At 59.6% G+C, this 26,967-nt stretch carries 18 protein-coding genes; 9 read left to right on the plus strand and 9 right to left on the minus strand.

The genetic code is table 11. The features are described from left to right. The first annotated feature begins 2 nt into the window (after window positions 1–2). On the plus strand, window positions 3–752 hold the full coding sequence (locus tag M9Q49_RS28400) for a class I SAM-dependent methyltransferase (RefSeq protein WP_254512682.1): 750 nt from the start codon (window positions 3–5) through the stop codon (window positions 750–752). A gap of 13 nt (window positions 753–765) precedes the next feature. On the opposite strand, the gene M9Q49_RS28405 is transcribed toward M9Q49_RS28400, so the two are convergent. The 4 genes from M9Q49_RS28405 to M9Q49_RS28420 form a co-directional block, all read right to left on the minus strand. After that, the gene (locus tag M9Q49_RS28405; RefSeq protein WP_254512683.1) at window positions 766–2,112 is read right to left on the minus strand and encodes a hypothetical protein; all 1,347 of its coding nucleotides are present in this window, start codon (window positions 2,110–2,112) and stop codon (window positions 766–768) included. 165 nt (window positions 2,113–2,277) lie between these two features. Then, the gene (locus M9Q49_RS28410; RefSeq protein ID WP_254512684.1) at window positions 2,278–3,216 is read right to left on the minus strand and encodes an SGNH/GDSL hydrolase family protein; all 939 of its coding nucleotides are present in this window, start codon (window positions 3,214–3,216) and stop codon (window positions 2,278–2,280) included. A 57-nt stretch (window positions 3,217–3,273) separates the two neighbouring features. Beyond that, complete coding sequence (locus tag M9Q49_RS28415; RefSeq protein WP_254512685.1) at window positions 3,274–4,599, minus strand: 3-keto-disaccharide hydrolase; 1,326 nt, start codon at window positions 4,597–4,599, stop codon at window positions 3,274–3,276. Window positions 4,600–4,637: 38 nt separating this feature from the next. Beyond that, window positions 4,638–5,516, minus strand: a complete 879-nt coding sequence (locus M9Q49_RS28420; protein ID WP_254512686.1) for a hypothetical protein — start codon at window positions 5,514–5,516, stop codon at window positions 4,638–4,640. A 103-nt stretch (window positions 5,517–5,619) separates the two neighbouring features. Here M9Q49_RS28420 and M9Q49_RS28425 point away from each other — a divergent pair, with 103 nt between their 5' ends. Further along, complete coding sequence (locus M9Q49_RS28425; RefSeq protein WP_254512687.1) at window positions 5,620–6,708, plus strand: DSD1 family PLP-dependent enzyme; 1,089 nt, start codon at window positions 5,620–5,622, stop codon at window positions 6,706–6,708. A gap of 90 nt (window positions 6,709–6,798) precedes the next feature. Here the strand turns inward: M9Q49_RS28425 and M9Q49_RS28430 are convergent, their stop codons facing one another. Beyond that, window positions 6,799–10,314, minus strand: coding sequence for a choice-of-anchor D domain-containing protein (locus tag M9Q49_RS28430; RefSeq protein WP_254512688.1), 3,516 nt, complete (start codon window positions 10,312–10,314; stop codon window positions 6,799–6,801). A gap of 192 nt (window positions 10,315–10,506) precedes the next feature. Here M9Q49_RS28430 and M9Q49_RS28435 point away from each other — a divergent pair, with 192 nt between their 5' ends. Beyond that, window positions 10,507–11,340 carry an SDR family NAD(P)-dependent oxidoreductase gene (locus M9Q49_RS28435; RefSeq protein WP_254512689.1) on the plus strand — a complete coding sequence of 278 codons (834 nt, stop codon included), beginning with the start codon at window positions 10,507–10,509 and terminating at the stop codon, window positions 11,338–11,340. Between the two features lie 19 nt (window positions 11,341–11,359). Here the strand turns inward: M9Q49_RS28435 and M9Q49_RS28440 are convergent, their stop codons facing one another. Continuing rightward, window positions 11,360–11,599: a hypothetical protein gene (locus M9Q49_RS28440; RefSeq protein WP_254512690.1), complete on the minus strand. Its 240-nt coding sequence runs from the start codon at window positions 11,597–11,599 to the stop codon at window positions 11,360–11,362. Between the two features lie 21 nt (window positions 11,600–11,620). Next, window positions 11,621–12,763, minus strand: coding sequence for a S1 family peptidase (locus M9Q49_RS28445; protein ID WP_254512691.1), 1,143 nt, complete (start codon window positions 12,761–12,763; stop codon window positions 11,621–11,623). Window positions 12,764–13,032: 269 nt separating this feature from the next. Here M9Q49_RS28445 and M9Q49_RS28450 point away from each other — a divergent pair, with 269 nt between their 5' ends. The 6 genes from M9Q49_RS28450 (at window position 13,033) to M9Q49_RS28475 (ending at window position 22,537) form a co-directional block, all read left to right on the plus strand. Then, window positions 13,033–14,391: a DUF1501 domain-containing protein gene (locus tag M9Q49_RS28450; RefSeq protein WP_254512692.1), complete on the plus strand. Its 1,359-nt coding sequence runs from the start codon at window positions 13,033–13,035 to the stop codon at window positions 14,389–14,391. 57 nt (window positions 14,392–14,448) lie between these two features. Further along, window positions 14,449–14,874: a DUF423 domain-containing protein gene (locus M9Q49_RS28455; protein ID WP_254512693.1), complete on the plus strand. Its 426-nt coding sequence runs from the start codon at window positions 14,449–14,451 to the stop codon at window positions 14,872–14,874. A 241-nt stretch (window positions 14,875–15,115) separates the two neighbouring features. Continuing rightward, a complete protein-coding gene (locus M9Q49_RS28460; RefSeq protein WP_254512694.1) occupies window positions 15,116–15,613 on the plus strand; it encodes an RNA polymerase sigma factor in 498 nt (165 codons plus the stop codon). 134 nt (window positions 15,614–15,747) lie between these two features. After that, on the plus strand, window positions 15,748–17,898 hold the full coding sequence (locus M9Q49_RS28465; RefSeq protein ID WP_254512695.1) for a vWA domain-containing protein: 2,151 nt from the start codon (window positions 15,748–15,750) through the stop codon (window positions 17,896–17,898). A gap of 133 nt (window positions 17,899–18,031) precedes the next feature. Further along, complete coding sequence (locus M9Q49_RS28470) at window positions 18,032–21,427, plus strand: hypothetical protein (RefSeq protein WP_254512696.1); 3,396 nt, start codon at window positions 18,032–18,034, stop codon at window positions 21,425–21,427. 57 nt (window positions 21,428–21,484) lie between these two features. Then, window positions 21,485–22,537: a tetratricopeptide repeat protein gene (locus M9Q49_RS28475; protein ID WP_254512697.1), complete on the plus strand. Its 1,053-nt coding sequence runs from the start codon at window positions 21,485–21,487 to the stop codon at window positions 22,535–22,537. A 670-nt stretch (window positions 22,538–23,207) separates the two neighbouring features. Here M9Q49_RS28475 and M9Q49_RS28480 read toward each other — a convergent pair. Both M9Q49_RS28480 and M9Q49_RS28485 read right to left on the minus strand, forming a co-directional pair. Then, complete coding sequence (locus tag M9Q49_RS28480; protein WP_254512698.1) at window positions 23,208–23,561, minus strand: hypothetical protein; 354 nt, start codon at window positions 23,559–23,561, stop codon at window positions 23,208–23,210. Between the two features lie 29 nt (window positions 23,562–23,590). Next, window positions 23,591–26,935, minus strand: a complete 3,345-nt coding sequence (locus M9Q49_RS28485) for a Calx-beta domain-containing protein (RefSeq protein ID WP_254512699.1) — start codon at window positions 26,933–26,935, stop codon at window positions 23,591–23,593. Between the last annotated feature and the right edge of the window lie 32 nt (window positions 26,936–26,967).

A 26,967-nucleotide genomic window follows, 5' to 3' on the forward strand; every position in this document is an offset into this window, starting at 1 on the left:
ACATGTCGACCACTTCTATTCAAGAAAACGCCAACCTCGCCACTTCTGCCAAGGCCGCTGCCCCCAGTACACACGGTCACGAGCTGTATACCAGCGAGGAGTATCTGCTGCGGACAGCAGGGACGTGGCACACCGAAGATTCGCCGTTCAAAGCCACTTATGTCGATCGGTTGCGGAAGAAAAACAAGATCATGCCGTCGACGACCTGCGAAATTGGCTGCGGCGCCGGAGCGATCCTGGCCGAGCTACAGAAGCGCTGGCCCGGTGATTGCAGTTTTACTGGCTACGAAATCAGCGAGCATGCCCATGAGTTGAGTAAGCAGTACGCCAATCCGCGGCTGAAGTTTGAAATGGGCGATGCCTTTGCCGATTCCAAAACGTACGACCTGGTCCTGACCATGGATGTGATCGAGCACGTCGAAGATTGCTTCGGCTTTCTCCGGCAGATTCGGGACAAGGGGCAGCTGAAGATGTATCACTTCCCGCTCGAGATCACCTGCACGTCAGCCCTGCGCGATTACTACGGCCGGGGCTACAGCCTGGGGCACATTCATCACTTCTCGCAGTCGTCAGCGCTCGAAGCGCTGCGCTACACAGGCCACCGCGTGATCGATTGGTGCTACACGCCGGTCGGCTTGTCGTGCGCGAAGTTGTTCCGCACGCGGATGATGAACATGCTCCGCTACATGCTGCCGCAAGGTTTCGCCCAGCGGACCATCGGCGGATATTCGCTGATGGTGCTGTGCGAATAAACGGCGCGATGAATCACGCCGGCTGCAACGCGGCCGGCATGTTGTCGCTGCCAAAACCGACCATGTTGGTCTTCCCTTTGCGGGCGGCCATTTCGTCGAGCTTCTTTTTATTGACGCTGAGCACGCCGGGGAAATTCTGCAGACCGTTGATCCAAAAACGGTGCTCGTGAATCACGCGGCGCGCCTGCTCTTGCAGCGGCGCGATGTGCTTTTGCACGGTCCGCTCGACGTCACCTTTCCAGCCCGATTGGAAGAAGCGATCGAACACGGTATTCACCAGCACGCTCGTCGGCGCGCAGCAGATTAGATAAGCGCCAGTTACCGGACTGGCGGCGAAGAGCTGCGAGTTCACGCCCAACGGCGAGGCCATTAGTTTGTTGGCAGCTGCTTTCTCTTGCACGTCGCGCACGATTTCCAGAATGAGCAGCGCCAGGTTCGCCGCGCTCGCGGCCAGGCCGATGGCGGCGTTCGTCGCAGTGCCACCGTCGGCGAGCACGCCGGCCAGTTTGCCGGTGAATTCCGCGGTGCCGATGGCAGTGCGCGCGCCGTTGGCGTCCCGTTCGCGCTCGAGGATTCTTAACAAGCCTTCCATCGCGCGAGCCGGCTCATCGACGGCCAGGCTCCGTTCTTTGTGCACGCGGGCTTCGTGCATGCGGTATTGATCGCGGGCCGTTTTGCAGGCGCTCGCGAGTGCGCCGCCACCGCTGGCAATCACGCCGACGAAGGGCGTGAGCGAAGCGGCAAGATCCTTCATGAAGGTCGGCAACTCGCTCATGATGACTTGCATCACTTCGGCGAAGAACTCTGGCGGAATCAGATTCTGCGCGAACCAACTCGCATGGCCGCTGCCGCCACCCATCGCGCCACCGACTGCGCCGGGAATACTCGCCACGCCGCGGGCCACGGCGCCGCCGGTCAGATCATTCACATTCACGCCGACCGCGCGCAGGTTCTTCGCGACCGAAAACTTGGTGCTCATCAGCTTCTGCAAAATCCCGGGCCGCCACTCGAGCGACTTGCCGCGGAACAAATCGGTGACGATGGCTCGCGACTCATCGCGCAGGTGCGACACGGCCACCATATCGGCCGCGGTCTTGGGAATGCCCGGCAGATCGAAGGCTTGTTTGTAGAGATCGTCGACCGCGTGGAAGCGATTGCGGACGCTCGTCTTCCACTTCGAGCCTTCCTTTTGCATCCAGCCGACGATCGCCGAGCGGAGTGTTTCTAGATTCGGCGGATAGCGGAACTTCTCGTAGGCTTCGAGGGCTTTGTCGATCTTCCGCAGTTCAGAGCTCCGGATCGACATTACGCCGCCGTTGGTGAGCTTCAGCCACTGTGCGTGCGTCATCGTCACAGCCATGGATTTCCTCGCGCGAAAGCCACGCGACGCGGAAATCGGGACGCTGCGCTACAAAGCGCACGATCGTTTTATCCCCAACTACCGGCAGTCGCAGTGAGATAACTCAACCATACGTCGAGAATCCAACTGCGGCCGCCAGCGTTTTTTCGGTAACAGGCGAAACGATTATTCCCGCGCGAGCAGATCCTTGATCTTCGCCGTGAGTTCGTCGGCTTTTTGCCTGGCTTCTTCCACGGGCAAACCTTTCGCGACACCAGGCCGCAGATGGCCCGCCGTGCCGACGTAAGAATCGCGGAGCAAGTTCAACCGCTGATTGATCAGCGGGACGGCTGCGGCGGGAAGTTTTTTCGCGGCGAAGAAATCGGCTGGCGATTTGGCAGCAAGCACATCCTTGTCGCCGAGGGCTGCAATCAACTGCTGCGCCATCACCCAATGGCCATCGCCATTCGGATGCACGCCGTCCGGCTGCAGCGTGAACTTCGGATCGGTCTCACGTTGCTTCTTCACGGCAGCCGTCATGGCGGAGTGCAGATCGATGACGGTCCAACTTTTGTCGCGCTGCTTCACCAGCCAATCGCTGTAGCGATCGAGCACTTCGTTGTAAGAGAAGTCTTTCTTGGGCGAGCGTAAATCGTCGTAGAACGGCGGCGTGATGATGATCAGTTGACAGCCAGCCATTTCGACCTTTTCTTTGAGCTTCTTCCAACCTTCCTGATACTTGCTGAAGCGAGTTTCATCGAAGGGCTGATAAATGCCGCAGTTGATGCCATAGCAGGCAAACACCAAATCGGGTTTCGTCAGCGCGAGCACCCGATCAAGTCGCTCGAACAAATCAGGCCGCGGAAACTTGCCGCCGGCGTGACCATCTTCGCTCAGGCCCGAAATCGTTTCGCTCGGCAGACCGCAGTTGATGACCGTCGGCGTTTTGTCCCAGCGCTGCGCAACCAACCAGGCATCGAAGTGCGCGATGTAACCACCCGAGGCCGTGATGCTGTCGCCGAGGAACAGAATCCGCTGCGACTTTTGCACCAGCTCAAGTGGCTCGGCGGCGTTGGTCAATTGAATCGAAAACAGACAGACGATGAGGGAGAGGAAGTAACGCATCGTGGTGCTCTGGTGATGAGGGTGGCAGATGGCGAGGCGGAAGAAGCGAGTCGACGACTATAACTCTCGCACGAAAATGTTGCCAAACTCCACCGCTTCTTCGTGGTGTTGCAAGCCGATCGGTCCTTTGGCCGGCACATCGGGGAGTTGAGCGCGGTCGATGATCAATTCGCCGTTGAGGACGACGGTGACGCGGTCTCCCTGCATCGTGATGATGAAGCGATTCCATTGGCCGTTGGGCTTGTCGGCCCGTTTTTTCGGCGTCACGCCGGCGCGAACTTCCGGTGAATATTTTTTGTTGGTGCGGAATTCCGTGATCTCGCCGCTGCCGACCGGGCGGCAGCAGATGTTGGCTTGGGCGTGCTCGTAACCGCGGAGCAGCACGCCGCTGTTGCCGACGTCGTCGACAGTCACGAGCTTTGGTTTGCCGCCGTCACCGAGCTCATCGCCGCCAGTCGAGCGATCGATCAAAGGCCATTCTTTCTTTGTCGGTTTGTTCGGCAATCGCCAATCGCACACGACGACAAAATCGGTGTAATCCTTTTTCGTCCACAGATGTTTGTCGAGCGGTTGCTTGGCCTCGCTCTTGCCGTCGTACAGCAGTTGCCAGTCGTTCATCTTCCAATGGCCGGCGTTCCCTTCGACTTGCTTCCACTGGCTCAGCTCAGCATCGAACAGCAGCGGCGTGAAACCTTCGGCGTCGTTGGCGATGGCTTCTTTGGCTGGATTGGTCGTGGGCAATTCGCGAATGTTGATATTGCGGAAATGGCACTCCGAACCTTCCGACTCCAGGCAGATGTAACCCTTGCGCGGACTGCACTCGCTGCCACCAGAAACTTCCTTGCCGTTGACGCTAAGTTTCAGCACGCCGTTGTTGCACTCGATGCGATAATGATTCCATTCGGGCGACGGTTTGCAACGTTTTTCACTCGGCAGGCAGCGGGCCCAACCTCCCGGATGAGGCCGATCGGGTTTCATCGTCGCACCCCAGATGCTGAAGACATCGCCGTGGCTCGTGTAGTTTGCTGTCTCGCGGCCGTCGAGCACTTGCACTTCAATGCCTCGGCTGAATGGCGTGCCGACGGCGGTGAGCGGATCGCCCCAAATGAACACGCCCGCGTTGCCGCCGGCGACCATGTGTCGCCACTCGAGCTCGAGAATAAAATTCTCGTACATTCGCTCGGTGCGAATCGTGCCGGTCGGCTTGCCCGTGCTGACGATGATTCCGTCCTTCACCGTAAACGTATCCGGCGCGACATTGACGATCTTCCAACCGCTAAGGTCCTTGCCGTTGAAGAGCGGCGTGAACTTTTCGCCGTCGGCTGCTGATGCCATTGCCGCGAAAATGAAACTCACAACCAAACTGCTAAATGCATATCGCATCGAAAATCCCCTGAAATTTGTTTCTCTCGCCTCGCGCCTCACCCCAACATTCGATCGAGCGCCGTCAGCGCCACGGGCCAACTGGGACGATCGACAAGATACGTCTGCCACCAATCGTGAACAACGTTCGGCAAATCGAGATCGGCCAGCTTCGGCAGTTGCCAGGCCTCGATCGCGCGGCCGATTTGCTCCACCGAAAACGGCCCGAGCTCAACTTCCGCTGCCGCTTGCAGCACCGCCGGCAGCAGTGCAAAGGCAGCGACATGCGGCAACCGCTGTGCATTCACATGGTCGGAAAACATCGGCAGGTCGCACTGCAACTGCGCGAGCAACCACGCCAGCCGAACCACCTCGGGCAACTGCGGCACGGCGTTGGTCAGCACGGCTTCGAATGAGACGGCGTTTTGTTGCAAATGAGCTTCACCGCCGCCGCCAAGCACCGGTTGAACGAGTACCACCGTCGCTTCACTGACGATCAACCGCTCGTCGGTCAGCAGGGCAATCTGCCGTAACAAGCCATTGCCGCGGGCTTCCCACTGTTCGCGCAACGGTCGTTCGCGCAGCCGCAAATCATCGGCCGCGTTCGGCGCACACTTTTGAAAGGCTTGCACAACGGCGGTGACCACGGCAGTTAGTTTCGCGACTTTCAAATCACCCTTTGCCCCGCCGCCCTCCACTTTCACCAGTGCGCGCTCGACCAATTGTCGCGGCGCATCGAACTGCGTTGCAAACCCCGTCAGCGCTCGCCGAAACGCTCCCGCAGGAACTCCGCTGGCAACAATCTCTTGCTGCAGCGCCTCGGCCGGTTCGGCGAGAGCGGCTTGCAGTACTGGATCGACGAGCGTGCGGCCGCGCGCGATCGCGCCCGCCGCGTGCAGCGCGCTATTGAGGATGCCAGGTTTCCAGGTGAGACGCATGGTGGAATTGCAGATGGCAGATTTCAAATTGCAGATTGAATTGTCCGGTATTCTAATCTGCAATCTGCCATCTGAAATCTGCACTCCAATATTCCGTGCATCCATGACCAGCCCAGCTGCCTCAGCCCTCGACACTCCTGCCCTCTGCCTCGACCTCGATGCCTTCGACGAAAACGTGCGCGATGCCGTGACGCTCTGTCAGCTGCAGAACATCGATTGGCGGCCGCATGCGAAGTGCCACAAGTCGCCGATCATTGGTCAGCGGCTGATCGATGCCGGCGCGATCGGTTTGACGTGCGCCAAGCTCAGCGAAGCCGAGATGTTTGCGGCGGCGGGGATTCATGACCTGCTGATTGCCAACATGATTGTCGGGCCGCAGAAGGTCGCGCGGCTGGTGGAGTTGCGAAAGATGGCCGATCCGATTTTGACCGTCGATTCGCTCGAGCAGGCCGAGCCAATCAGTGCTGCGATGCAGGCCGCTGGTTTGCGGGTGCGGACGATTCTGGAAGTCGACATCGGCCTGTCACGCGTCGGCACGCAACCGGGCGAGGCGACGCTGAAGCTCGGTCAGCAGGTCGACAAGCTTCCCGGCCTCGAGCTCATCGGCATCATGGGTTACGAAGGGCACTTGATGGCCGTGGCCGATCAAGAAGCCAAGGCGATGCAGGTCGAGCAAGCGCTGGCCATGCTCGTCGAGCAGCAAACGCTTCTCGGCTCGCATGGCCTGCAGTGCGATCTCGTGAGCTGCGGCGGCACGGGCACGATACATCTCTGCACGCAACAGCCGTGCATCACCGAGGTCCAAGCCGGCGGCGTGATCTTTATGGACGTCTTCTACCGCGAGAAATGCCTGGTCCCTGGCTTTCGCGAGGCACTCACGGTGCTCGCCACGGTCGTCAGTCGTCCCACGCCCGAGCGCGCGATCATTGATGCCGGGCGCAAGAGCCTCAATATCGAAATCACCACGCCCCAGATCAAAGGCCGTCCCGATTTGACGATCACACGGCTCTCGGCCGAGCACGGTCAGGTGAAACTGACCGGCCCAGCCGACTCACTCCGCATCGGCGATCGCCTGGAGATCATTCCCGGTTACGGCGACCTCACGATCATGTTGCACGAACAGTTTCACTGCTTCCGCGAGGGGAAGGTCGTCGAAACGATTCCCGTCGCCGGCCGCGGCAAGCTGCAATAGCCCGTAGGGTGGGTCGAATGTACTCACGAGGCCCACCGGGTTTGACGTTCGATTTGGTGGGCCTCATGAGTACATTCGACCCACCCTACGTTACAGCAGATTCCAGCCTTGCGCGATCAGCTCGCCGTCGGCCAGCAGTTCGTCGGTGGCTTCAGTGTGCGTTGTGTCAGAGCTATCTTTCGTAAGCGTGCTCTCCACCGTGCGGAGCAAGTCGATCGCTTGATTCAACAGGACTAGCTCGGCTTGAGCGTCGTTGTTCGACGCAAAGATCTCGTCCACCGAAGCGGTGAAGGCGCTCGGCAGTGCGAGCGATGAAGTCAGCGAGGCAAACAAAGGCGTGGTGTTCAGCGAGCTCACCGTGGGCGTCGAGACCGTTTGTTGCTGCGAACCGCTGCCTTGATCGACCAGGCTGAAATTCAACACGCTGCCGGCAGCAGCGCCGTTCCCTTGGTCGGGCAGATCGCCGATCCGTTCGACGCGGATGGCATCGGCGACGACGCGGTCGTTAGCAGCATTGGTCAGCACGACGCGAATCGTGTCGCCGGTGATGTTGAACGTGCCGAGGTCCTTCCAGTTTGTGCCGCTCCAAGTCAGGCCACTCGAAGCCACTTCCTGATTGGCGAGCACCGTGCCGAGCGAAGTCGAGCCGTCGTAGATCGTGAACGGCGCGTTGGTGGCATTCACGACGCTCGCGGTCCAACTGCCGCTCACACGATACTGCCCCGGGGGCAGCGCGGTGAAGGTCCAGGTTGCCGTCGTCGTGCCGGTTCCCTTCACGGCCGTTTGAATGTCGGCTTCGCGGCCTTGGTTGGTGACGCGAGTCCAACCGCCCGTGGTCGTGAAGCCGGCAGCGCCGTTGTCGATCGCACGAATGATCGGTGCGGGGGTTCCCGTGCCGGTCAGGTTCAGCGCGAAGGTTCCTTCATCGGCATCGTTCGAAACAAGATTCAGCACGCCCCCTGCAGCACCGATCGCCGTCGGCGTGAAGCGGAGCACGAGCGTCGCCGAAGCGCCGACCGCCAGCGAGGTGGTGGCGAAGTTCGTCACAATCGTGAAACCGGCCGGCAGCTGTGCAGCGGTCGGCTTGACCAACGTGAGGGCTGCCGTGCCGGTGTTCTTGATCGTGATCGTTTGATTGGCAGTGTTGCCGACGGCAACGCTGCCGAAGTTGATCGCATCGCCCGATTGAATGGCGGTCGTGCCGACATTGACGTTGATTTCCGGCGCTGGCCCCGGCAAACCATTGCCCGTCAGGTTGATCGCGAAGGTTCCTTCATCGGCATCGTTCGAAACAAGATTCAGCAGGCCACTGATCGAGCCCAGAGCCGTCGGCGTGTAGCGGAGCGTGATCGATGCTGAAGCGCCGGCGACGAGCGAGGTGACGGTGAAGTTGGTGACGATCGAAAAACCTGGCGGCATTTGCCCGACAGTCGGTTTGACCAGCGTGAGCGTCGCGGTGCCGGTGTTCTTGATCGTGATCACCTTGTTCACGAACTTCGTTAGCTGGGCATCGCCAAAGTCGACCGTGCCGCCGGTTTGAATCGCTGTCGAACCGATGTTGACGTTGATTTCGGGTTGCGGACCAGGTGTGCCGGTGCCAGCGAGGTTGATCGCAAACGTTCCTTCATCGGCATCGTTGGAAACGAGATTCAGCACGCCCCCCGCAGCACCAACCGCCGTCGGCGTGTAACGAATCGTGATCGTCGCCGAAGCACCGGCAGCCAGCGAAGTGACGGCGAAGTTGGTGACGATCGCAAAACCGGCCGGCATGTCGGCCGCGGTCGGCTTGACGAGCGTCAGCGTCGCATTGCCGGTGTTCTTAATCGTGATCGTCTTGTTGAGCGTCTTGCTGACCTGCACGCTGCCCCAATTGATCGTGCCGCCAGTCAGCACGTTCGCGGTGCCGTTGAGGACGGTGATTTCCGGCGCAGGCGCCGGTGTCGCGGTGCCGCTCAGGTTGATAGCGAACGAACCTTCATCGGCATCGTCGTTCAGCAGCGTCAGCATGCCGCTGGTCGCGCCTGCAGTCGTGGGCGTGAAGCGCAGCACGATCGTCGTCGAGGCGCCGGCGGCCAGCACGTTCGTGCCGAAGTTCGTGACGATCGAAAAACCTGGCGGCAGATCGGCATTCGTCAGCGGCGAGAGCGTGAGCACGCCGTCGCCGGTGTTTTTGATCGTCAGCGTCTTGTTGATGAAGTTGCCAACTTGGACGCTGCCGAAGCTGACCGTGCCGCCGGTTTGAATCGCCGTGGTGCCATTCAGCACATTGATTTCCGGCGCGGAAGTGTCCTCACCGCCACCACCGCCGCCATTGGTCGTGCCGATCGGCGCGGTGCCGGTGAGCGTGTATTGGCCGACATCGCCGTAACCGCCCGAGCTGCGCACGACGACGAAGTACGTTCCCGAAGCGAGCGTCGTCGAGATCGTCGCATTGAATGTGTTCGTGGGATTCGCCGTGACGATCACTGTGCCGCTGGCATTTCGCAGCTCCAGCACGCTGTCGAGATTGGCTCCGACCGTGGCGACATTCGCCGTCAGATTGAAAGCACCACCATCCGTGCTGAAGGAGAACCAATCCTGATCGGTGTTCGTGCTGATCAGGCCCGCGAAGTTGACGTTACCATTCGTCGCCGCCAAAGCCGAAGCAGTGGCCTGCGAACTGCCGAAGTCATCGGTCTTGTAACCAAAGCCGTTCGAGCTGTTGGCGAGAATCGACATATCGTCCTGATAGGCCGTCGGGCCGTTGTCGGTCGCGCCGTTGTGCCAGGTGGTTCGCGTCGAGTAATAGCCGACGCCCATGATCGGCGCCCAAGCATCGGTGCCGCGCGAGTAGCCAGCGACCAGCGTGTTGCCATCCCAGGTCGCTTGATGTTCGAGGCCGAAGAGATGTCCCGCCTCGTGCGACGCGGCTTCGGCGACGTAGCGCGCATTGCCATTGGCGAGCGCGTCATTAAACACAAAGCCGATGTTCGGCGCGCTGTTATAAAAGCCGCCGATATAAGCCACGCCGCCCGCCGATTGGCCGAACCAATCGGAGTAGTTGCCGCCGATCGCGATCCGCGCAGTCACGCCGTTCGTCGAATTGCCCGGATCGATCGTGGTCACGTCGATGTTGAACGGCGCGTAGTCTTCGCTCACCCGCTTCCAAATTTCCGTGATCGAATTCAATTCGCCAGCGCTGAAGGTCGTCCGGTCGCCGTCCTGATCGTAGACCGGCGTGACGATGTTCGTATAACTCCCCCACGAGGCCGTGGTCGTGCCATTGAAATCGAGATAGAGCTTAGCCGTGGCGCCGCTGTTGCTGCTCAGCTGCGGCAGTGAACTGAGCGGACTGCCGGCGAGGGCGGGACCACTCGCGGCGCTGGCCACCGCTTCGGTTGCGGCCAAACTATTCAAGCCTTGGCCGGTGCAGATCGGGCAAGTACACACGCCGCTCGTGCTCATCATGGCGGCCCAATCGATGCCGTTTTCCACGGTCATCAGATTGCGGGCTTCGAGAGTTTCGAGCTGCGGTTTGCAGCGAAGGGCGTCATCGGCCCGGCGGTTGTGCACCGGCAGGAGAGAAATCGTGTGCGTGTTGCGGCGGCAAGAGGTTTCACGATGCATGAGCGGCCTGGCGATGAGTAGAGAGCGATGGCGATGAGAGCGGACAGTTGCCATCTGAAATCTAGGTCGAAAACGCCCGGGACCACGGCTGCAATCAGCGGGGAACTCAGCAACATTCGGCGGCCAGCAGCGTATAATCGCTACGGTTGTCACCACCCACCTTGTTCTCTACGTTCGATCAAAGTTCCCCGCATGCCTTGGTCTGTTGCCGCTGCATCCACGCAGCACGTGCTCATCACTGGCGCTTCGTCCGGCCTGGGACTGGCCATTGCGCGAGCCTTTGCCCTGGCGGGAAGCAAGGTCGCGCTGGTGGCTCGCGATGGCGAACGACTTGCACAAGCGGCTGATTTGCTTGTTTCGCAAGACAACGTGCCGCGCGAAAATCTGCTGACGATTGCCGCCGATATCACTCAGCCAGCCGATGTCGAGCGAATGGCGATCGAAACGCACGAGCAGTGGGAAAAGCTCGATGTGCTGGTCAACTGCGCGGGCAAGAGCACGCGCGGGCGCATCGAAGACATTACGCCCGAAGATTTTCAAGAGCTGTGGAATATCAACTTCCTGGCCGCCGTTCGTTGCACGCGCGAGCTGCTGCCGCTGCTGCTCGAAAGCAAAGGGCACGTCGTGCAGATTGGTTCACTCGCGGCCAAGGGGGCTTCGAAATATCTGGGCGCTTATCCGGCCAGCAAGTTTCCCCTCGCTGCTTATTCGCAGCAGCTTCGTTTGGAACTTGGTCCGCGTGGTTTGCATGTGCTGCTGGTTTGCCCTGGACCACTGCTGCGTGATGATGCCGGCCAGCGCTACGCAGCGCAAGCTGGCGACCTGCCCGAGAGCGCCAAGAAACCGGGCGGCGGCGTAAAGATCAAAGGGATCGATCCAGCCGTGCTCGCGCAGCGAATTCTGCGCGCTTGCGAACGACGCCAGGCCGAACTGGTGATGCCGGCCAAGGCGCGAATCTTGTTCGTGCTCAATCAACTTTGGCCTAGCCTGGGCGATTGGTTGACCAACCGCATGACGGGCGGCTAGGGCTGCGTCGGATTTATCGCTAGTGCGCGAACGATTGATCGGCACGAATCACGATGACGTCGAACGGCGCCGCTGCGGCCCGCAGTTCGTCGAGCAAGGGGGATTTTTCTTCCGCGTCGCGGCAGAGATAGATCTTGATTGCCGCCGGATCGCGACTAAGCCCCACGCCGTGGATGCCACCACGGCCTAGATAGTTGTCGCTGATGACGCCTTTCACATCATCCAGCGATGGCTGCGAGTGCGCAGGTTGTTCGGCCATGACCGTGCTCCCTGCGGCGCATTATAGCAGGGCGATATCGAGCTCTTTGAGCACATGGCTCATGTGATTCGCCAGGCCGTAGGAGCCATCATTGGCCCCGGCAAAGTGCAAACCGACCGCGGCCTTGTTTGAGTGCTTCAAGATCAACGAACCACTGTCGCCTGGTTCGGCAAACGAAGTAAACGGCGTGGCTGGCACGATGCGGATCTGATCCTCAAACTTGGCCACGATACTAGGGTCGTTGTGATCCATGCCGACGAGTGCATCGATGGCCAGGTCGGTGATCACACCCTCGGTGTAGCCGCTGGTGCGGCCATGTTTGCAAACTCGCATGCCGGTGTCGGCCAGCGCGGCGCCGTGAACCTTACCGATGGTAAGAATCTCGGGCTCAAAAGCGATGCCTGTCAACAGCTTGCCAATGGCGGCGTCGACAAAATTAAGACTGGTTCCTCCCATCTTTAATGGTACGGAACGATGCAGTTCGGCAAAGTGACTACTACCGAGACTGCCGCCGTCGATGATTCCCGGTTGTACGAGATCGTCGTCCTTTTGACTGTCGTTGGCATTGGCAAAGACATGGTTGTTGCTGAGAACAAAGACATCGCTCCCTTCGCCCACCTTTAAGGAGCGGCAGAAGTAGCCGAGGGTGCCTGTGGCTTTGAAGTGTCCCGCGCTGACGCCCGCCACGAGTGGATTGCGATGCAAACCGCGGCCGTTGGGTGAGCCACCCGACGGATCGCTGGCGTCGGCATCGAAGGCGATCGGCGGCGGCGGTTTCCTGGGTGGCGCCGATTTCTTGGTGGCTTTTTTGTCAGCCTTGGGCGAGCTGGCCTTCCTCTTTTTGGCCGATGCAAAGGCCGGTGGCGCTTCGACCACATCGGTTTCGATCCCCTCGATCGATTTCCGCAACAGCTGAAACGGAGCCAGCATCGAGAGCGGCAGCTTTTGCACCACAAAGATCCGCACACACAGGGTCTCGGTTGGTTTGCCGTCGACCCACTTCCGGCCGATGCCGATGGAATGCACGTTATGGCTCGCACTCGTGACGGCTTCAGTCGTGCTGAAAGATTTCATCATGCCCATCACGCCACCTTGCAGTCCGGCGCGCAGCAATGTTCCGCTTAAAGTTTTCTTGGCAGCCAACAAGTCTTCAAAAGAAGGCATACATTAATTCCAGATGGGCTTATAACAATATCTGGACCAACATAACAATTTGCTCTTCAGCGTCAATAAAAATCCCGCTTAGGGAGGGCGAGGCTACCGCTGAGCCGCTGAGGTGGACATTCAATGGCTGCGGGCGACTGCATTCGGCCGTCGCGGCTCGGCGGGAGCCTCGCCCTCCCGGAGATCTGCAACTGACCGAATCGCCTGCTGGCGCGCTACAGGATATAGTGAAAGCTTCCGCTTTCCCGCCGTGCAGGAGATCCCCACCCATGTCGATTCACGTTTCTCGTCGCCAGTTGCTGCGCGTCGGCGGCGCTGGTTTGCTCGGGCTGAATATGCCTGGTTTGTTGCGGGCGGAAAAAGCGGTGCCGATCAAAGCGCGAGCCAAATCGGTAATCTTCTTGTTTCAGTGGGGCGGGCCGAGCCACATCGACATGTTCGACCGCAAGCCGAACGCGCCGGAGGAATATCGCGGGCCGTTGTCGGGCATACAGACCAGTTTGGTGGGAATGGAAACTTGCGAGCAACTGCCGGAGCTCGCCAAGCGGATGAATCAGTTCTCGATCATTCGCACCGTCACCCATACGATGAAGAATCACAATTCGGCCGGCTACTATGCTCTCTCCGGGCATGAACCGCCGAGCGACGACCAACGGCTGCGCGATTCACTCGATCTGTATCCCGCCTACGGCAGCGTCGTCGACCGGCTCGCGCCGGGCCGCAGCGAAATGCCTACGTTTGTCGCCTATCCGCACGTCATTCGCGATGGCTCGATCACTCCCGGCCAGCATGCGAGCTTTCTCGGCAAGGCTTACGATCCGCTCCTCTTCACCGATGATCCGAACTCAGCCAATTTCAAATTGCCGGAGCTGAGTTTGCCCGAAGGCTTGTCGCTCGATCGTTTGCATCGCCGGCGCGAGATGCAGAAGCTCGTCGATCAGCAGGCGAAGTTGCTCGAGCAGTCAGCCGAGGTCCGCGGCTTTGATGAATACTACGACCGCGCGATTCAGATGCTCACCAGCGACAAGGTTCGCCAGGCCTTCGATCTCTCTGCCGAGCCCGCCGAAACCCGCGATCGCTACGGTCGCACCACGTATGGTCAGGGCTGTTTGCTCGCGCGGCGACTCGTCGAAGCGGGCACGAAGTTCGTGACGGTTTATTTCTCAAACAGCATCGGCGGCCGCAGCACGACCGAAGGTGGCTGGGATACGCACGGTTTCGACGGGACACGGATGTATCCGATCGTGAAGGACTATCATTTTCCGATCACGGAAAAAACGTTGCCGACGTTGATGGACGATTTGGAACAGCGCGGCTTGCTCGACGACACGCTGGTCGTGTGGATGGGTGAGTTCGGCCGCACGCCGAAGATCAATGCCAACGCCAGTCGCGATCACTGGCCCAATTGCTACAGCATTTTGCTGGCCGGCGCTGGCGTAAAGAAAGGATTCATCTACGGCAAGAGCGACGACAAAGCGCAGTTCCCCGACGAACACCCCGTGAAGCCGGAAGACCTGGCCGCGACGATTTATCACATCTTGGGGATCGATCCCAACAGTGAAATCCGCGACCGCAACAATCGGCCGCTCTTCATCGGCGGCAAGCCGGTGATGGAAGTGATGGCGTGAGCGAAGGCGGAAGTTAGAACGCAGAAGGCAGAATTAGTTAGCAGTAAAGGTTGGTTGATGTCATCGAAGAAAATGCTGATGGTTGGTGCGTTGTTGGGTGCGCTGAGTGTGACTTTGGGTGCGTTTGGGGCCCATGGCATGCCCGATTATCTGAAGAGCCAAGGGCGCGATGAATCGCTCGTGCAAAAACGCCTGGGCGATTGGGAAGTGGCCAGTCGATATCTGATGTACCACGCGCTGGCGGTCGTCGGCTGTGGCCTGCTGGCTCAGTCACGACCGAGCCGTTCGTTGAACATTGCCTGCTGGTTTTTCATTCTAGGAACCCTCGTCTTTTCTGGCTTTCTATATACGCTCGTACTGACGGAAAAGCGGGTGCTGGGGGCCATCGTTCCGTTCGGCGGAGTGCAGATGATCATTGGCTGGCTGGCCCTGGCCTACGCTGGCGGCGGATATTGTTCGGCAGAGTGCAAAAAGCCGATGTAAAACCCCTTGGCTGCCGTTGGCGTGGACTGGGTAGCCATAACAGGGGGTTTTTGCAACGAAATTCTCGGTTTCGACGAGATTTTCAGCGGCCGGAAAATCTGGATTATCCCTAGCTAGCGGGAATAAGATAAACCGGTACCCCCGAATCTCATCTTAGCCGGCAGCAACAGGGGCCAAACCTGATTGGGTCGGCTCCAGCTTCGTAGCTGCGAGTACGCAGGTTCGAACCGGAGATTGGACGTTGGCCTTATCGATTGCGCAGTTCAACGCGCTGGTCGATGAACACAGCTCCTCTCTTTATCGCATCGCCTATCGCATGATGGGCGACCGCCATGAAGCCGAGGATATGGTTCAGGAGACCTTCCGCTCAGCGTGGAAAAGCCGCGAGGCTTACCGCGAAGGGGTCGGGGACCGCGCGTGGCTAGCGTCGATTATGCGCCGGCGGATTGTCGATCGCTGGCGGCGAAAAGCACCCCCTCCCACCATGGCAGGCGACCAACCCTTGGATGTTGGCGTCCCCGCCGCTGACCCGCTGGCTGGCGATTACACCGACGAAATGCAGTTTGCGCTCTCGCAGCTCCCCCAGGAACTGAAAGAAACGCTGCTGTTGGTCGTTGTGGGCGAATTGACGCATCAGGAAGTTGCCGACCTCCTCGATATTCCCCTCGGCACGGTGTTGTCGCGGGTCAGTCGAGCACGCAGGCGGCTGAGGGAAGTGTTGCTTGCCACCAGGGCCTAGCTTTCCTTTCGCTGCCGCGAAACAACGCGGCGGCGAGAACCCAGATGAAACGCTGCGGCAGTTTGAGACCAATACAAGTTAAACGAATCAACCAAACGCGATTCAACCTAGCAAGATTTCCGTAATTCACTGCAATGAGTGACCTTCCTGACGATCGGCTTGATGCACTGCTCCGCGATGTCGCGGCGCCGGCGTCGTTGGCTGCGCGTCTCAAAGGAATCACGAATCCCAGCGACGACGAGCTCGATCAGTTGCTCTGCGGCGTCGCCATGCCCGAGCACTTGAGCCTGCAGTTGCAGTCGATCCCTGAGGACGAGGGCATCGCCGATGAGCTGCGCGATGTGCCCGAGCCGGTCACGCTTCGCAGCCGATCGCGGCTGGTCACACGCCTGGCCACTCGCTTGGAAAAGCGTTCACGGCTCCGGCAGTTCTCGCTGTTGACCACGGCGGCCTGCTTGTTTGTTGCCGTGTCGGCGGCGCTCCTCACTTCATCGTCGGGTTACCTGTCCTCGCTGTATCGTCCTCACTTTTTCTCGCGTCTAACCGTGCTTCCCACGCTCCCCCCCGCCGAGCCAGCTGTGGGCGAGCCCGATTTGATTTCGCCGCGGAAGTTCGCGTCATTTGAGTTCCCCGCTTCCACCGAGCCCGAGTTGCTCGAGGGTTGGGACGAATCGCTGCGAGCGCCGGCCGCTCCGACGGGACCGATCGCGCAGTTTCAATCGCTCATCGCGCACGGCATGCAGCCGATGGACGACGTCGTGCTGATGCGCTGGGGTTTGCTCGGTGCCCCGCAATATTCCGAAGATGAATTGCCCGAGCTCGTCCGCGTGCTGCAACAGCCGCGCTCTGGTTTGGAATTGCCGCTGGTCCGTGGTTACGACCGCCGCTTCTGGCTTCGCGAAAGCATCAATCCGCCGATCGCGCCCGACGCCAATGCGAAGTTGCAGCAGCTTGAAGTCCCCCTCACTACGTCAACCGTCTCGTTCGATGCTGCCGTAGCCGCTCTCGCGCTGGGCAAGTTGCCGAACCGTGATGAAGTCCGTGTCGAACATTTCCTGGCCGGTCTCGAATCGCGTTTTCCTGCCGCACCGCGTGGGCAACTCGCGCTGCACGTGCAGGGAAGCCCTTCGCCGTTTGGAACGAGCGATGCATTCCTGCTGCAGCTGGGTGTGCAGGCCGGCAAGCTCCGTCAATCGGCCAAGAAGCAGCCGACGCATCTGGTCATCGCCATCGATATTTCGGCGAGCATGGCCCGTGGCGGGCGCATGGAAATGGTTCGCAGTGCCGTGCTGCAGGCCCATCGTCAGCTGTCGGCAAAGGACGCACTATCGCTCGTCGCCTTCGACGAAAACGTCGTCTGCCGCGTCGAGCATCTGCGTGTGAATCAAGAGGCCGAGCTCCGCCGCCAGCTGGCCGAGCTCATCCCGCATGGCGGCACCAACCTGGCCGCTGGTTTGCAAACGGCAGCTTCGGTCGCGCTATCGCAACCTGCCGGCGAACCGAACGGCGATTATCGCACGCGGCTGGTGTTGATCACCGATAGCCGGGCTGCCATGCCCGCCGATGTCACGCACAAGATCAGTGAAGTGCTGCACCACATCAGCGACGAAGGCGTGCGCTTGGATGTGTTCGATGTCTCGGGCCGGTCGAATCCCGATCCGCTGCTCGAAGGTTTTGCCATCGAGCTCGGCGGCAGCTGCCGCGCGATCGGCTCACGGCAACAACTGTTTGCCGCGCTCGTCGAGAGACTCGCTGGTCACAATCCTGCCGTTGCCGCCGATGCCAAGATCAAGATTCAGTTCAACAAAGATGCGGTTGCCGCTTATCGCTTGCTCGGCCACGAGCCGAACCTGCTGGCCGCCGTCACGCCGGCCGCGGTCGATGCTCAGTTGCTCCCCGAAGAAGCCTCGAGCGCACTGCTGGAAGTCTGGTTCAAAAACAGCCCGGCCAGCGAAATCGGCCAGGTCACGCTCAGCTGGAAAGATCCGCTGTCCGGCACCAAGCACGAACGAAAACTGCCGATCGAGCGCAGTCGCATCGCGGCTTCATTTGTCGAAACGCCGGCCAGCCTGCAATCGGCCGCCGTGGCGGCTGAGTTGGCCGAACAACTACGGGGTTCGCGCGAAGCACTTCGCCGCGAAAATCTGCTCCCCACGCAAGGCCGCAACAACGCCGCCGCCGTCCGCACCGCGATTCGTTCCTGGAGCCCGACCCTGCGACAAGAGCCTGATCTGGCCCGCCTACTCACGTTGCTCGATCAGCTGGAAAAAGTCCGCGGACGGTAGAGCCTGTTCCCTGCCCCGGGAAACGATTGAACTTCCCCACCGATGACTATAATTTAAGGCTTGTTCCGAAATCACCTCGCGCACGCCGCCAGCGCGCACGGCCCCTCTCCGGGATTCCGAAGGATTGCACGTCATGAGCAGACACTGTTCCCGCCGCGCGATAGCGGGTTGGTTGGTCGCCGGCGCGCTCCTCCTGCCGGCGTTGCTTCTGCCCACGAATCGCGCCTCGGCCGTTGAACCGGCCGCGGCCTTCCTCGACGGTTTGCGACAACGGCAGCTGTTCGATGTCGCCCTCGATTATCTCGACGCCGCCGCCAAGAACCCCGCCGTGCCGGTCGACTTCAAACAGTCGCTGCAGTACGAACGAGGCGTGACCCTGGTCGAAGGGGCCCGCGTCAATCGCGACTGGGGCCTCAAGGAAAAGCAACTCGACGAGGGACAAGCCACGCTTGAGAAGTTCGTCGCGGCCAATCCGCAGAGCATGCTCGCCATCGCGGCCCGCAGTCAATTGGCAACGGTCGTCGTCGAGCGCGCCCGCGCTCGTATGAAGCGGGCTGAAAAAATGTCAGGCGCTGCCAAGTTGCAGCTCTATGTCGAAGCCCGCGGCTTTTATGGTCAGGCGCTGAAGGTCTTCGAAGAACTGGCCGTCGAAATCGAAACGAAGCTGAAGACCTATCCGGCTTCGATCAGTGAAAAAGGCGAGCCCAAAAAATACGCCGAGCGCGATCAGTTTCGCAAAGACGCCGTGCAAGCCGAAGTGCTGACCGCGGCTACGCGCGAGGAAATGTCCGAGACCTACGAAGTCGGCAACAAAGATCGCACCACCGCCCTCGAAGAAGCGGTCGCCGAATATGGCGAAATGTATGACAAGTACCGCACCCGCATGGCCGGCTTGTACTCGCGGATGTACCAGGCTCGCTGCTTGCAAAAGCTCGGCCGGCACAAAGAAGCCCTCGGTTATTTCGTCGAGCTCCTCGCCAATCCCGATCACCCCGAGCCCTTCCGGCTGCTGCGCGTGAAGGTCACCGATCAAGCCATCGAGAGCTGGATCGAACTGAAACTGTTCCTGGAAGTGATCGACAAAAACAAGCCGAAGAGTCCCGCGCAGCTCGTCGATTCGGCCCGCGGCGCCGAAGAAAAAGACGACGACTTCATGTCGATCCGGCTCGGCATCGCCCGCACGATGAAACTGTACGCCGAAGATTTGAAAGCCCGCGAGCCCAAAGATCCGTCCATCAAAAAGCTGCTGCAAGAAGGTGGCAAGCTCGTGCGCCTCGTCGCTAAGACTCCGGGCGCTCATCAGGAAAAAGCCCGCGCGATGCTCCCCGACTTCGGCGGCGAGTCGGGCGAAGATCTCGCCAACGAAAAGCCCGATCCCAAGAACTTCGCCGAAGCCCGCAAAGCCGGCCTGGAAGCGGTCGACGCGATGCAATCGGGCAACGGCCGAGTGCGCGAAATGTCGGATCGGCTGAAGGCCCTCACCGCGACGCACGAAATCGCCGCGCTGCAAAAGCAACTCGACGAATTAAAGAAACAAACGCAAACGGCCAAAGAAGACGCCAGTCGTTATTTGAAACTGGCCCTGGTGCTGGCCGACCGCGGCACGAATGTCGACGACGTCAATCTCTGCCGTTACTTGCTCTGCTTCCTGGCGTTCTCGAGCGGCAATTATCAGGAAGCGGCCGTCTTCGGCGAGTTCATCGCGCGGCGTTATCCCGAGGCGCACGGCGCTCGGCAGTGCGGCAGCATGACGCTCGATTCCTACATCAAGCTCTATGCCGAAAGCGATCCGAACAATCCTGAAGAGAATAAAGACTTCGAGGCCCAGCAGATCATTTCGATCTGCAAGTACCTCAGCCAGCGCTGGCCCGATACGCCCGAAGCAGCCAAGGCCATCAACACGCTGATTCCGTTCATGATCAAGGAGCACCGGCTCGACGACGCACAGGCTTATCTTGATCAGATCCCGCTCGACGCGCCGAACCGCGGCCCCGCCGAGCTCAAGATCGGTCAATCGCTGTGGGCCGAGTTTTACGACGGCTCGCGCGAACTGCGCGACTACGAAAATGCCGAACTCAAACCCGAGGGAATCGATCCCGTCAAAAAGAAAGCCGAGCTCGACGCGCTGAAGGCCAAAGCCAAAGCGATTCTCATCGACGGCGTGGCGCGGATGCAAGGAACCGGTGAAGTGAGCGCAATCACGGTCACCGCGGCCTGGTCGCTCGCCCAGATGTACGTCGATACCAACGAAGCCACCAAGGCCGTCGAGCTGCTCGAAAATTCCAAGACTGGCCCGCTCGAACTGGCCCGCCAAAACGACGCCACCACCAATCGCGCCGGCTTCAAAGAAGAGATCTACAAGACCGCGCTGCGGGCCTACATTTCGTCGCTCAGCGCCGCCGGCGCAAACTCCGACGACGTCATCAAGAAGGCTGAAGGGGTCATGGCTTCGCTGGACGAGCTCTACAAGAACGACGCCCAGGGACAAGCCAAGTTGATCGGCATTTATGTCAGCCTGGCCAAGGATCTGCAGAACCAAATGGAGCTCGCCGATCCGGCGACCAAGGTCGCCCTCGGCAAGGGTTTTGAGGCGTTTTTGGGGCAGATGTCGAACAAAGCGAACGACGTAAAAATCCTCCGCTGGGTGGCCGAAACCTACACCGGCATGGGCGAGAGCTTCGGCCCGGGGACCAAGAAAAAACTGTCCGACGAAGCCGTTCGCTATTACGGCAAAGCGACCGCGACCTTCGAGCGCATCCTGAAATTGAACGAAGAGAAGCCGGGAACAATCAATCCCGCCATGGCGACTTCAATTAGAATGGAGATTGCCACGATTTATCGCGCCACGAACAAGTACAAGGAAGCGATGAATCTGTTCGACGAAATCTTGAAGACGCAAAACATGCTCGTCACCGTGCAACTCGAAGCCGCCAAGACCTATCAGGACTGGGGCGCGCAAGAAGGAGCCGGCATGGCGGAGAATTATCAGCGAGCGATTTTCGGCGCGCGGCCCCATGACGGACGAAACAATATTTGGGGCTGGGGACAACTGGCGAAATTGGTCTATCAAAAGCCCGAGCATCGCGCGACCTTTCATGAGGCTCGCTTCAACCTCGTCTATTGCCGCTACGCCTTTGCGATGAAACAGACGGGGGAAGAAAAAACCAAGCAGCTGACCATGGCCAAGAAAGACATCGCCAGCATGTACGGTTTGTTCCCGGATCTCGGCGGCGAAAAATGGAAGCCGCAGTACGTGACCCTGCTGAAGAACATTCAGAAGGGTCTGGGCGAAGAGCCCGTCGGCCTGGCGATGTTCAAGTTTGCTTTGCCCGAAGAAACGACTCCCGTTGCCACGCCCGCGAAGAACGGGCCGGCTCCACCGAAAGGCGCACCGGCGACAACCCCGACAAAAACGAGTCCACCGGTCACGCCCGCCAAAACAGTCGCGCCGGCCATCAAAGGATCAACACCAGCACCAGCTATCAAGAACGCCGCCCCCGCTGCCAAACCAGCGCCGGCCAAGAGCTAATCGACCTACTTCAATCACTCCACCGAATACATAACTCCGTTTTTTGAGGATTTTGCAATGTTCGTTCGTTCGTTCCGCGTCCACTTTATGGCAGTGTGCATCGCTGCATCCTCAGCAGTGCTCGCTCATGGCCAGGCCCTCGATCAGCTTTACACCACCAAGGGTGGCGTGCCGAATAAAGGGACCGTGACCGACGCGACGACCAAGGATGCCGTGACGCTCGACATGGCCGGCGTGGCTCGGCAATTTCCGATCAGCGAAGTCGCCCGCATCGTGTTCGGCGATGAACCGCAGCAGTTGAGCAACGCCCGCAATTCGGTCATCGCCAAGAACTACGACGCGGCCCTCGAATCGCTGAAGCAGATTCCCGCCGGTTCGCTCGTTCGGCCTCAAATCCTGCAAGATGCACAGTTCTATATGGCACTCTGCCAGGGCAAGATCGCCATGACCGAAGGTGGCGATCGCGCCAAAGCCGAAGCCGACCTGTCGGCATTTGCCCGCGCCTATCCCAACAGCTTCCACTTCTATGAAGCAGCCGAGCTCTTGGGCGACATGGCGATGTCGAACGGCCGGTATGACTTGGCCGTTCGTTATTTCACCCCCTTGTCGAAGGCAGCGGCTGAAGACGTGCAAATGCGAGCCAACAATAACATGGCCCGTGCTCTCGTCGGCCAAAAGAAATTTGCCGAAGCGATCACCGCCTACGATGCAGTGCTGGGCGGCACGCTGGTGACCCAAGAAGCGCAAAACCAAAAACTGCTCGCCACGGTCGGCCGCGCCGGCTGCCTGGGTGAAACCGGCAAGCCCGAGGACGGCATCAAGATTCTCGACGAAATCATCGCCAAGAATGATCCGGAAGACGCCCGCCTCTTCTCCCGCACCTACAACGCCCTCGGCACCTGCCAAATGAAGGCCGGCCGCAACAAGGAAGCCCTTCTCGCCTTCCTACACACCGACGTGATGTACAGCGGCGAAAGCGAAGCCCACGCCGAAGCGCTCTACAACCTCGTGAAGGTTTGGACCGCGCTCAACAAGGGCGAACGCGCCGCCCAAGCCCGCGCCACGCTCAAGGACCGCTTTGCGGGGAGCATCTGGGCCACCAAGGAATAGGGTTGTTGCCATAGGGCAGCATCTTGTCTTGCTCCCCTCGCCCCGCTTCGGGGAGAGGGGCTGGGGGTGAGGGGTGAGCCGAAGCGAGAGTCTGCTAATGACCACGCACTATGGATTGCCGACCCGTTCGCCAGAAAATTGAGTCAAACTCGCGCATTATCCCCTCACCCCCGACCCCTCTCCCCGAAACGGGGCGAGGGGAGAGAAAAAAAGGCGATGACAGCGTCACTGGCGTGAACGGTCGCTCTGCGCGAATTCGCCAGACCAAAGTTGTCCAACCGCGCTGGTCTAATCTCTTTTCGCCACTCGGTCTCTCGCGCTGCGTGAGTCTCGAACTGATTACTGCTGCGCGGTCCCAACCAAACGCAGCAGTGTTGTGGAACACCCATGGAATCATTCGCAAGGTGCTCGATGCTTGGTCAAAATGTTGTTGTCGGTAACCGCAGAATAGTTGTCGAGTGTTGTTAACTGTTGTTAGAAAATCAGCGGCATTTTATTCGCAAGTCCTTGTCGCGAAATGGTTTTGCGCAGGTTTTTGCCAGGAACGAAGGTGTTGTGAAAATTTCCGCTCCTTTTTGCGTAAAGCCCAGAAAGCCAACGCCTTCGGGCAAATCAAAAACCGCCACAACTGTTGTAAAGTGGAGTCGTTCCGCGGCGTTGATGGAGAACACTAGGGAGGCGACTGGAGCGCGCGGGATATTTGCTCACGGCAGCGGTTGAGTTCCAGCTGAAAATGGACCTGCCGTTCTTCGTCAGACAGCCGTGCGTCGATTAGCGTCTGCAGGGATCGCTGTAGAGTCACTAGTACTGTTTGCAATTGGCGACATTCTTCGCCGATGAGCGACGACGCCAGTTGTGGCCAGCCGTCGATCGATGCTTTCAGGATTTCCTCGAACTGATCGTAGTCGAAGAGGAGGGGCGGCGGCGAAACTCTGGCAAGCCGATCGGCGGGTGACAGGATCCGTTGCAATTGATGCGCGAGGATGGCCAGACTCTTGGGACTTTTCGAATCGAAAGAAGACATGACTGGAACGAATGGGCTGTAGTTGAAGATCACAAGGTGCGGAGCGGAAGCGGGCCGAAGGGAACGTTCGTGAGCCGAGTACTTTCCCGCGAAACGCGCAGCACTTCTTGCTCGTTGGCAAGGACGGTGATCAAGCCATCGATGTCGTCGTCGCTGCTCGCCGTCGGCGTCGGCTGCAGCACCAGCGAGACAAGCTCGTCGTCATACACGGCAGTGTTAACTCGTCCGCCACTGGTCAGATTGATGGCGAGTGGGCCGGTGGCTGTCGCAGAAACCAGGAAGTCGACGAAGAGGAGTGTGCCCGATTGCCCTTGGCTGAGTTCTGTCGGCGATTGCGTGGCCCAGGCGTGAAGTTGTAGTTCTCCAGCGCGCGTCGGCCCATAAGTTTGCGACTGAGCGCCGAGCAGAGATCCGCCGCGCACACCCACAAATGACAATGCGGCGGGATCATACTCCAAGGCGATGTCGGCTGCGGCGATCGTGATTGGGGTCGGATCGGTCGCCAATAATTCGATGGGGACCGAAATGAATTGCCCTGGCTGGCCCAGCAAATCGCGCGCGACGAAAATCCGTGGATCAGTGCCCGTCGGTGGCGGCGTGACAATGCCGGTGGGGAGCGGCGGCACGGTAGGTACTTCTGCCGCTTGGATCAAACGATGGAGCAGGCTCGCGTCATCGAGTTGCACTTTTCCATCCGCATTCAGATCGGCGAGAATCGTCGGATCCGCATTGCGATAGGGCGTCAAGCCGGAATATGCGCCGGTCAGCATCCGTTGCAGGATCGGCAGATCGGCTGCGTTGTAGGTGCGACTTTGATCGAGATCGCCAAAAAACGCCGTGACCTGTACGCCGTCGTCAAGCTGCAAAGGCAGCGACACCGAGCCGACGCTGACGGTAGCGTTCGTAATGGCTACGACCTGCTTCTCGCCATAAGGGGCCGTTGCCGGTACCGAGGCCGTCAAATGAACGAGCGTGAAAGGAGCATTGAAAAAGCTCAATTGCGTCGGGCTGCTCAGCGTGATGATCGCGATCCCAGGCGTCGAAGTATCGACGCTCAAAACCGTGTTGGTAGTCACGCCGCTCCCTTTCGTGGCGCCAGTAATAGTTAGGAGTGCGGGATCATACTGCACGGCGAACGTTGCGCTCGTAATGCCCACTCCTCGGCTCATGGTCACCGGTATTCCGAGCGTGGTATCGGCTGGCAGGTTGACGGCCTGGCCGAAGCCGCGAGCGAAATCCGGCACGCTCAGCGTCACGGTCGATTCGCTATTCGGCGCCAGTGTAAAAGTGCTCGAGAAATCGTCGCCTGCCGTGCCATCGCCATTGCCGTCGAGCTGATCGCCGCTTTGGCCGTTGATGCCATTCACGCCGCTGCTCAAGCTCACCGAGTAGTTATCGGGTGGCAGTGTGCCGAATGAATTCGTCGCGAGATCGTACCCGCCTGTGCGAACGAAAGTGAGCTCGTCGCCAGTCGTGTTCACCAGCAGTGATCCCCGCACACTACCGAACGTACTGCCCATGAGCGTCACGTCGGCCGCGCCGAAAGCATTGTTCTGGTCATAGAGATTCAATGTCGACTGATTCAGCGCGCCATTGAACTTCGCCACGAACCCCGTCGCGGTGGGAGTGATCGCGGTCACGCGCAACGAGTCATTGTCGACAATCGTCGCCGTGTGCGTCGTAATCGCGCCGAGCGTGGCGTTCGTGGGAGCTGTCAGCGTCACGATCAACGTTTTATCGGCTTCGTTGAGCGTGTCATCTTGCACGTTCAACGTGATTGCTCCGCTGCTTGAACCGGCAGGAATGGTGAGCGGATTCGTCCCCGTCAGCAGGTAGTCGACACCGCCGCCAATTGCAGAACCGCTGAGCGAAAAAGGCAACGTGATTGGCAGTCCCGACACCGCCGATAGTTGTGCGACGACCGTGATGGTGGCCGTGCTTTCAGACACACTTTGACTGACCGTGCTGAACTGCACCGTCGGTGGCGAGTCGTTGTCCGTGATCGTCACGGTGTGAACCGTGTTCGTTCCCAGGATCGCATTGGTGGGCGTGCCCAGCGTCACGACGATCGTTTCGTTCGCCTCGTCGAGCAAATCATTCGCAACGGTAAACGTGATCGCAGCCGTCAGGCTCCCTGCGGGAATGATCAGAGGACTCGCAGAGTTTTGCGTGTAGTCGACTCCGCCGCCGGTCGCGGTGCCGCTGATTGTGTAGGGGAGTGAAACGTTCTGCTGAGCGGCGGCCGAGAGTTGCAAGTTGACCGTGATCGTGGTTGTTGCTTCTCCCACGCTTTGCGTGGTCGAGGTGAACTGCACGCTCGGCGAACTGCTGATCGCGCGATAGTCGGCGACAACCGGCAAGTGATCCGAAACCGTCGTCAGCAAGTTCAGAATCGTGGTGCGATTGGCCAGGCCCGGGAGCGCGGTGTTGCCGGGATCATTGATATTGCTGTTGGCGTTCAGGCTGCCGTTGTTGCCAAACGTGTGATACGAATTGGCAATGTATTCCAGGCCGACTCCATCCGTCAGTTCGCCCGAGATCAACTGAAAATCGAAACGATCATCCAGGCCGCCGCCAGTGAAGCCCGATTGCGGCGTGTTCATGGGGGCCTGAGTAAAAATATCCTTGAAGCTGTTGTTGTTGTTCCAGTTTCCCAGGCGATTGATCGGGTCAAACGCTTGGCCGTTTCCAGCACCAACGAGCGTTTGAAAAGATGCGTCGGAACTACTCTGAATATTGAAATCGCCGACGTAAATCACGTTCGCCGAGCCGAGAGCATTGGCATCGGCGCGAATCGCTTGAGCTTCGACGTCGCGCCGGTCCTCGTCATCACCGGTGGCGCCGGCTTTGAAGTGACTGACATAAACATAAAATTCAGTCGCCGCCGATCCGCCATCCGGGCGCAGTTTATAACGCATCGCTTGTCGCGGCTGACCGCTGGTAGTGGCCACGCCGATTGCTTGTTCGCCGAGCAGATCGAGTGTTTGCGTGTTATAGACGAGGCCGACTGTATCCGAGCCCGCAGTCGAGCCGCCATTGGTATTGCCACGCGCATAAACTCCCGCGCCGTAAATCGCGTTGAGCTGACTGACGACATCGGCCGTCGTTGTTAGCTGCGTCCGCACTTCCTGCAGCCCGAGTAGATCGATCGGACGCGCCAGGCCATTCACCGACTCATTGCCAATGGCTTGCAGCAACGTTCCCAGGCTGCTCGATGGCAGCCCACTGCCGCGGTCAAAGCTATCGCCAGTGGCGTGGACGTTGTACGTGACGAAACGGAGATCGCCTACAGCCATCATGCGACGATCTTCGAGAAACTCCATTCTTAGTGCGCGCCGTTGAGATTGCTTGAATCCCTTCATCCGGAGTGTCATCGATTTTCCCTACCAGTAGTAAACGTTCGGCG

The organism is Anatilimnocola floriformis (assembly GCF_024256385.1).
Taxonomy (GTDB): domain Bacteria; phylum Planctomycetota; class Planctomycetia; order Pirellulales; family Pirellulaceae; genus Anatilimnocola; species Anatilimnocola floriformis.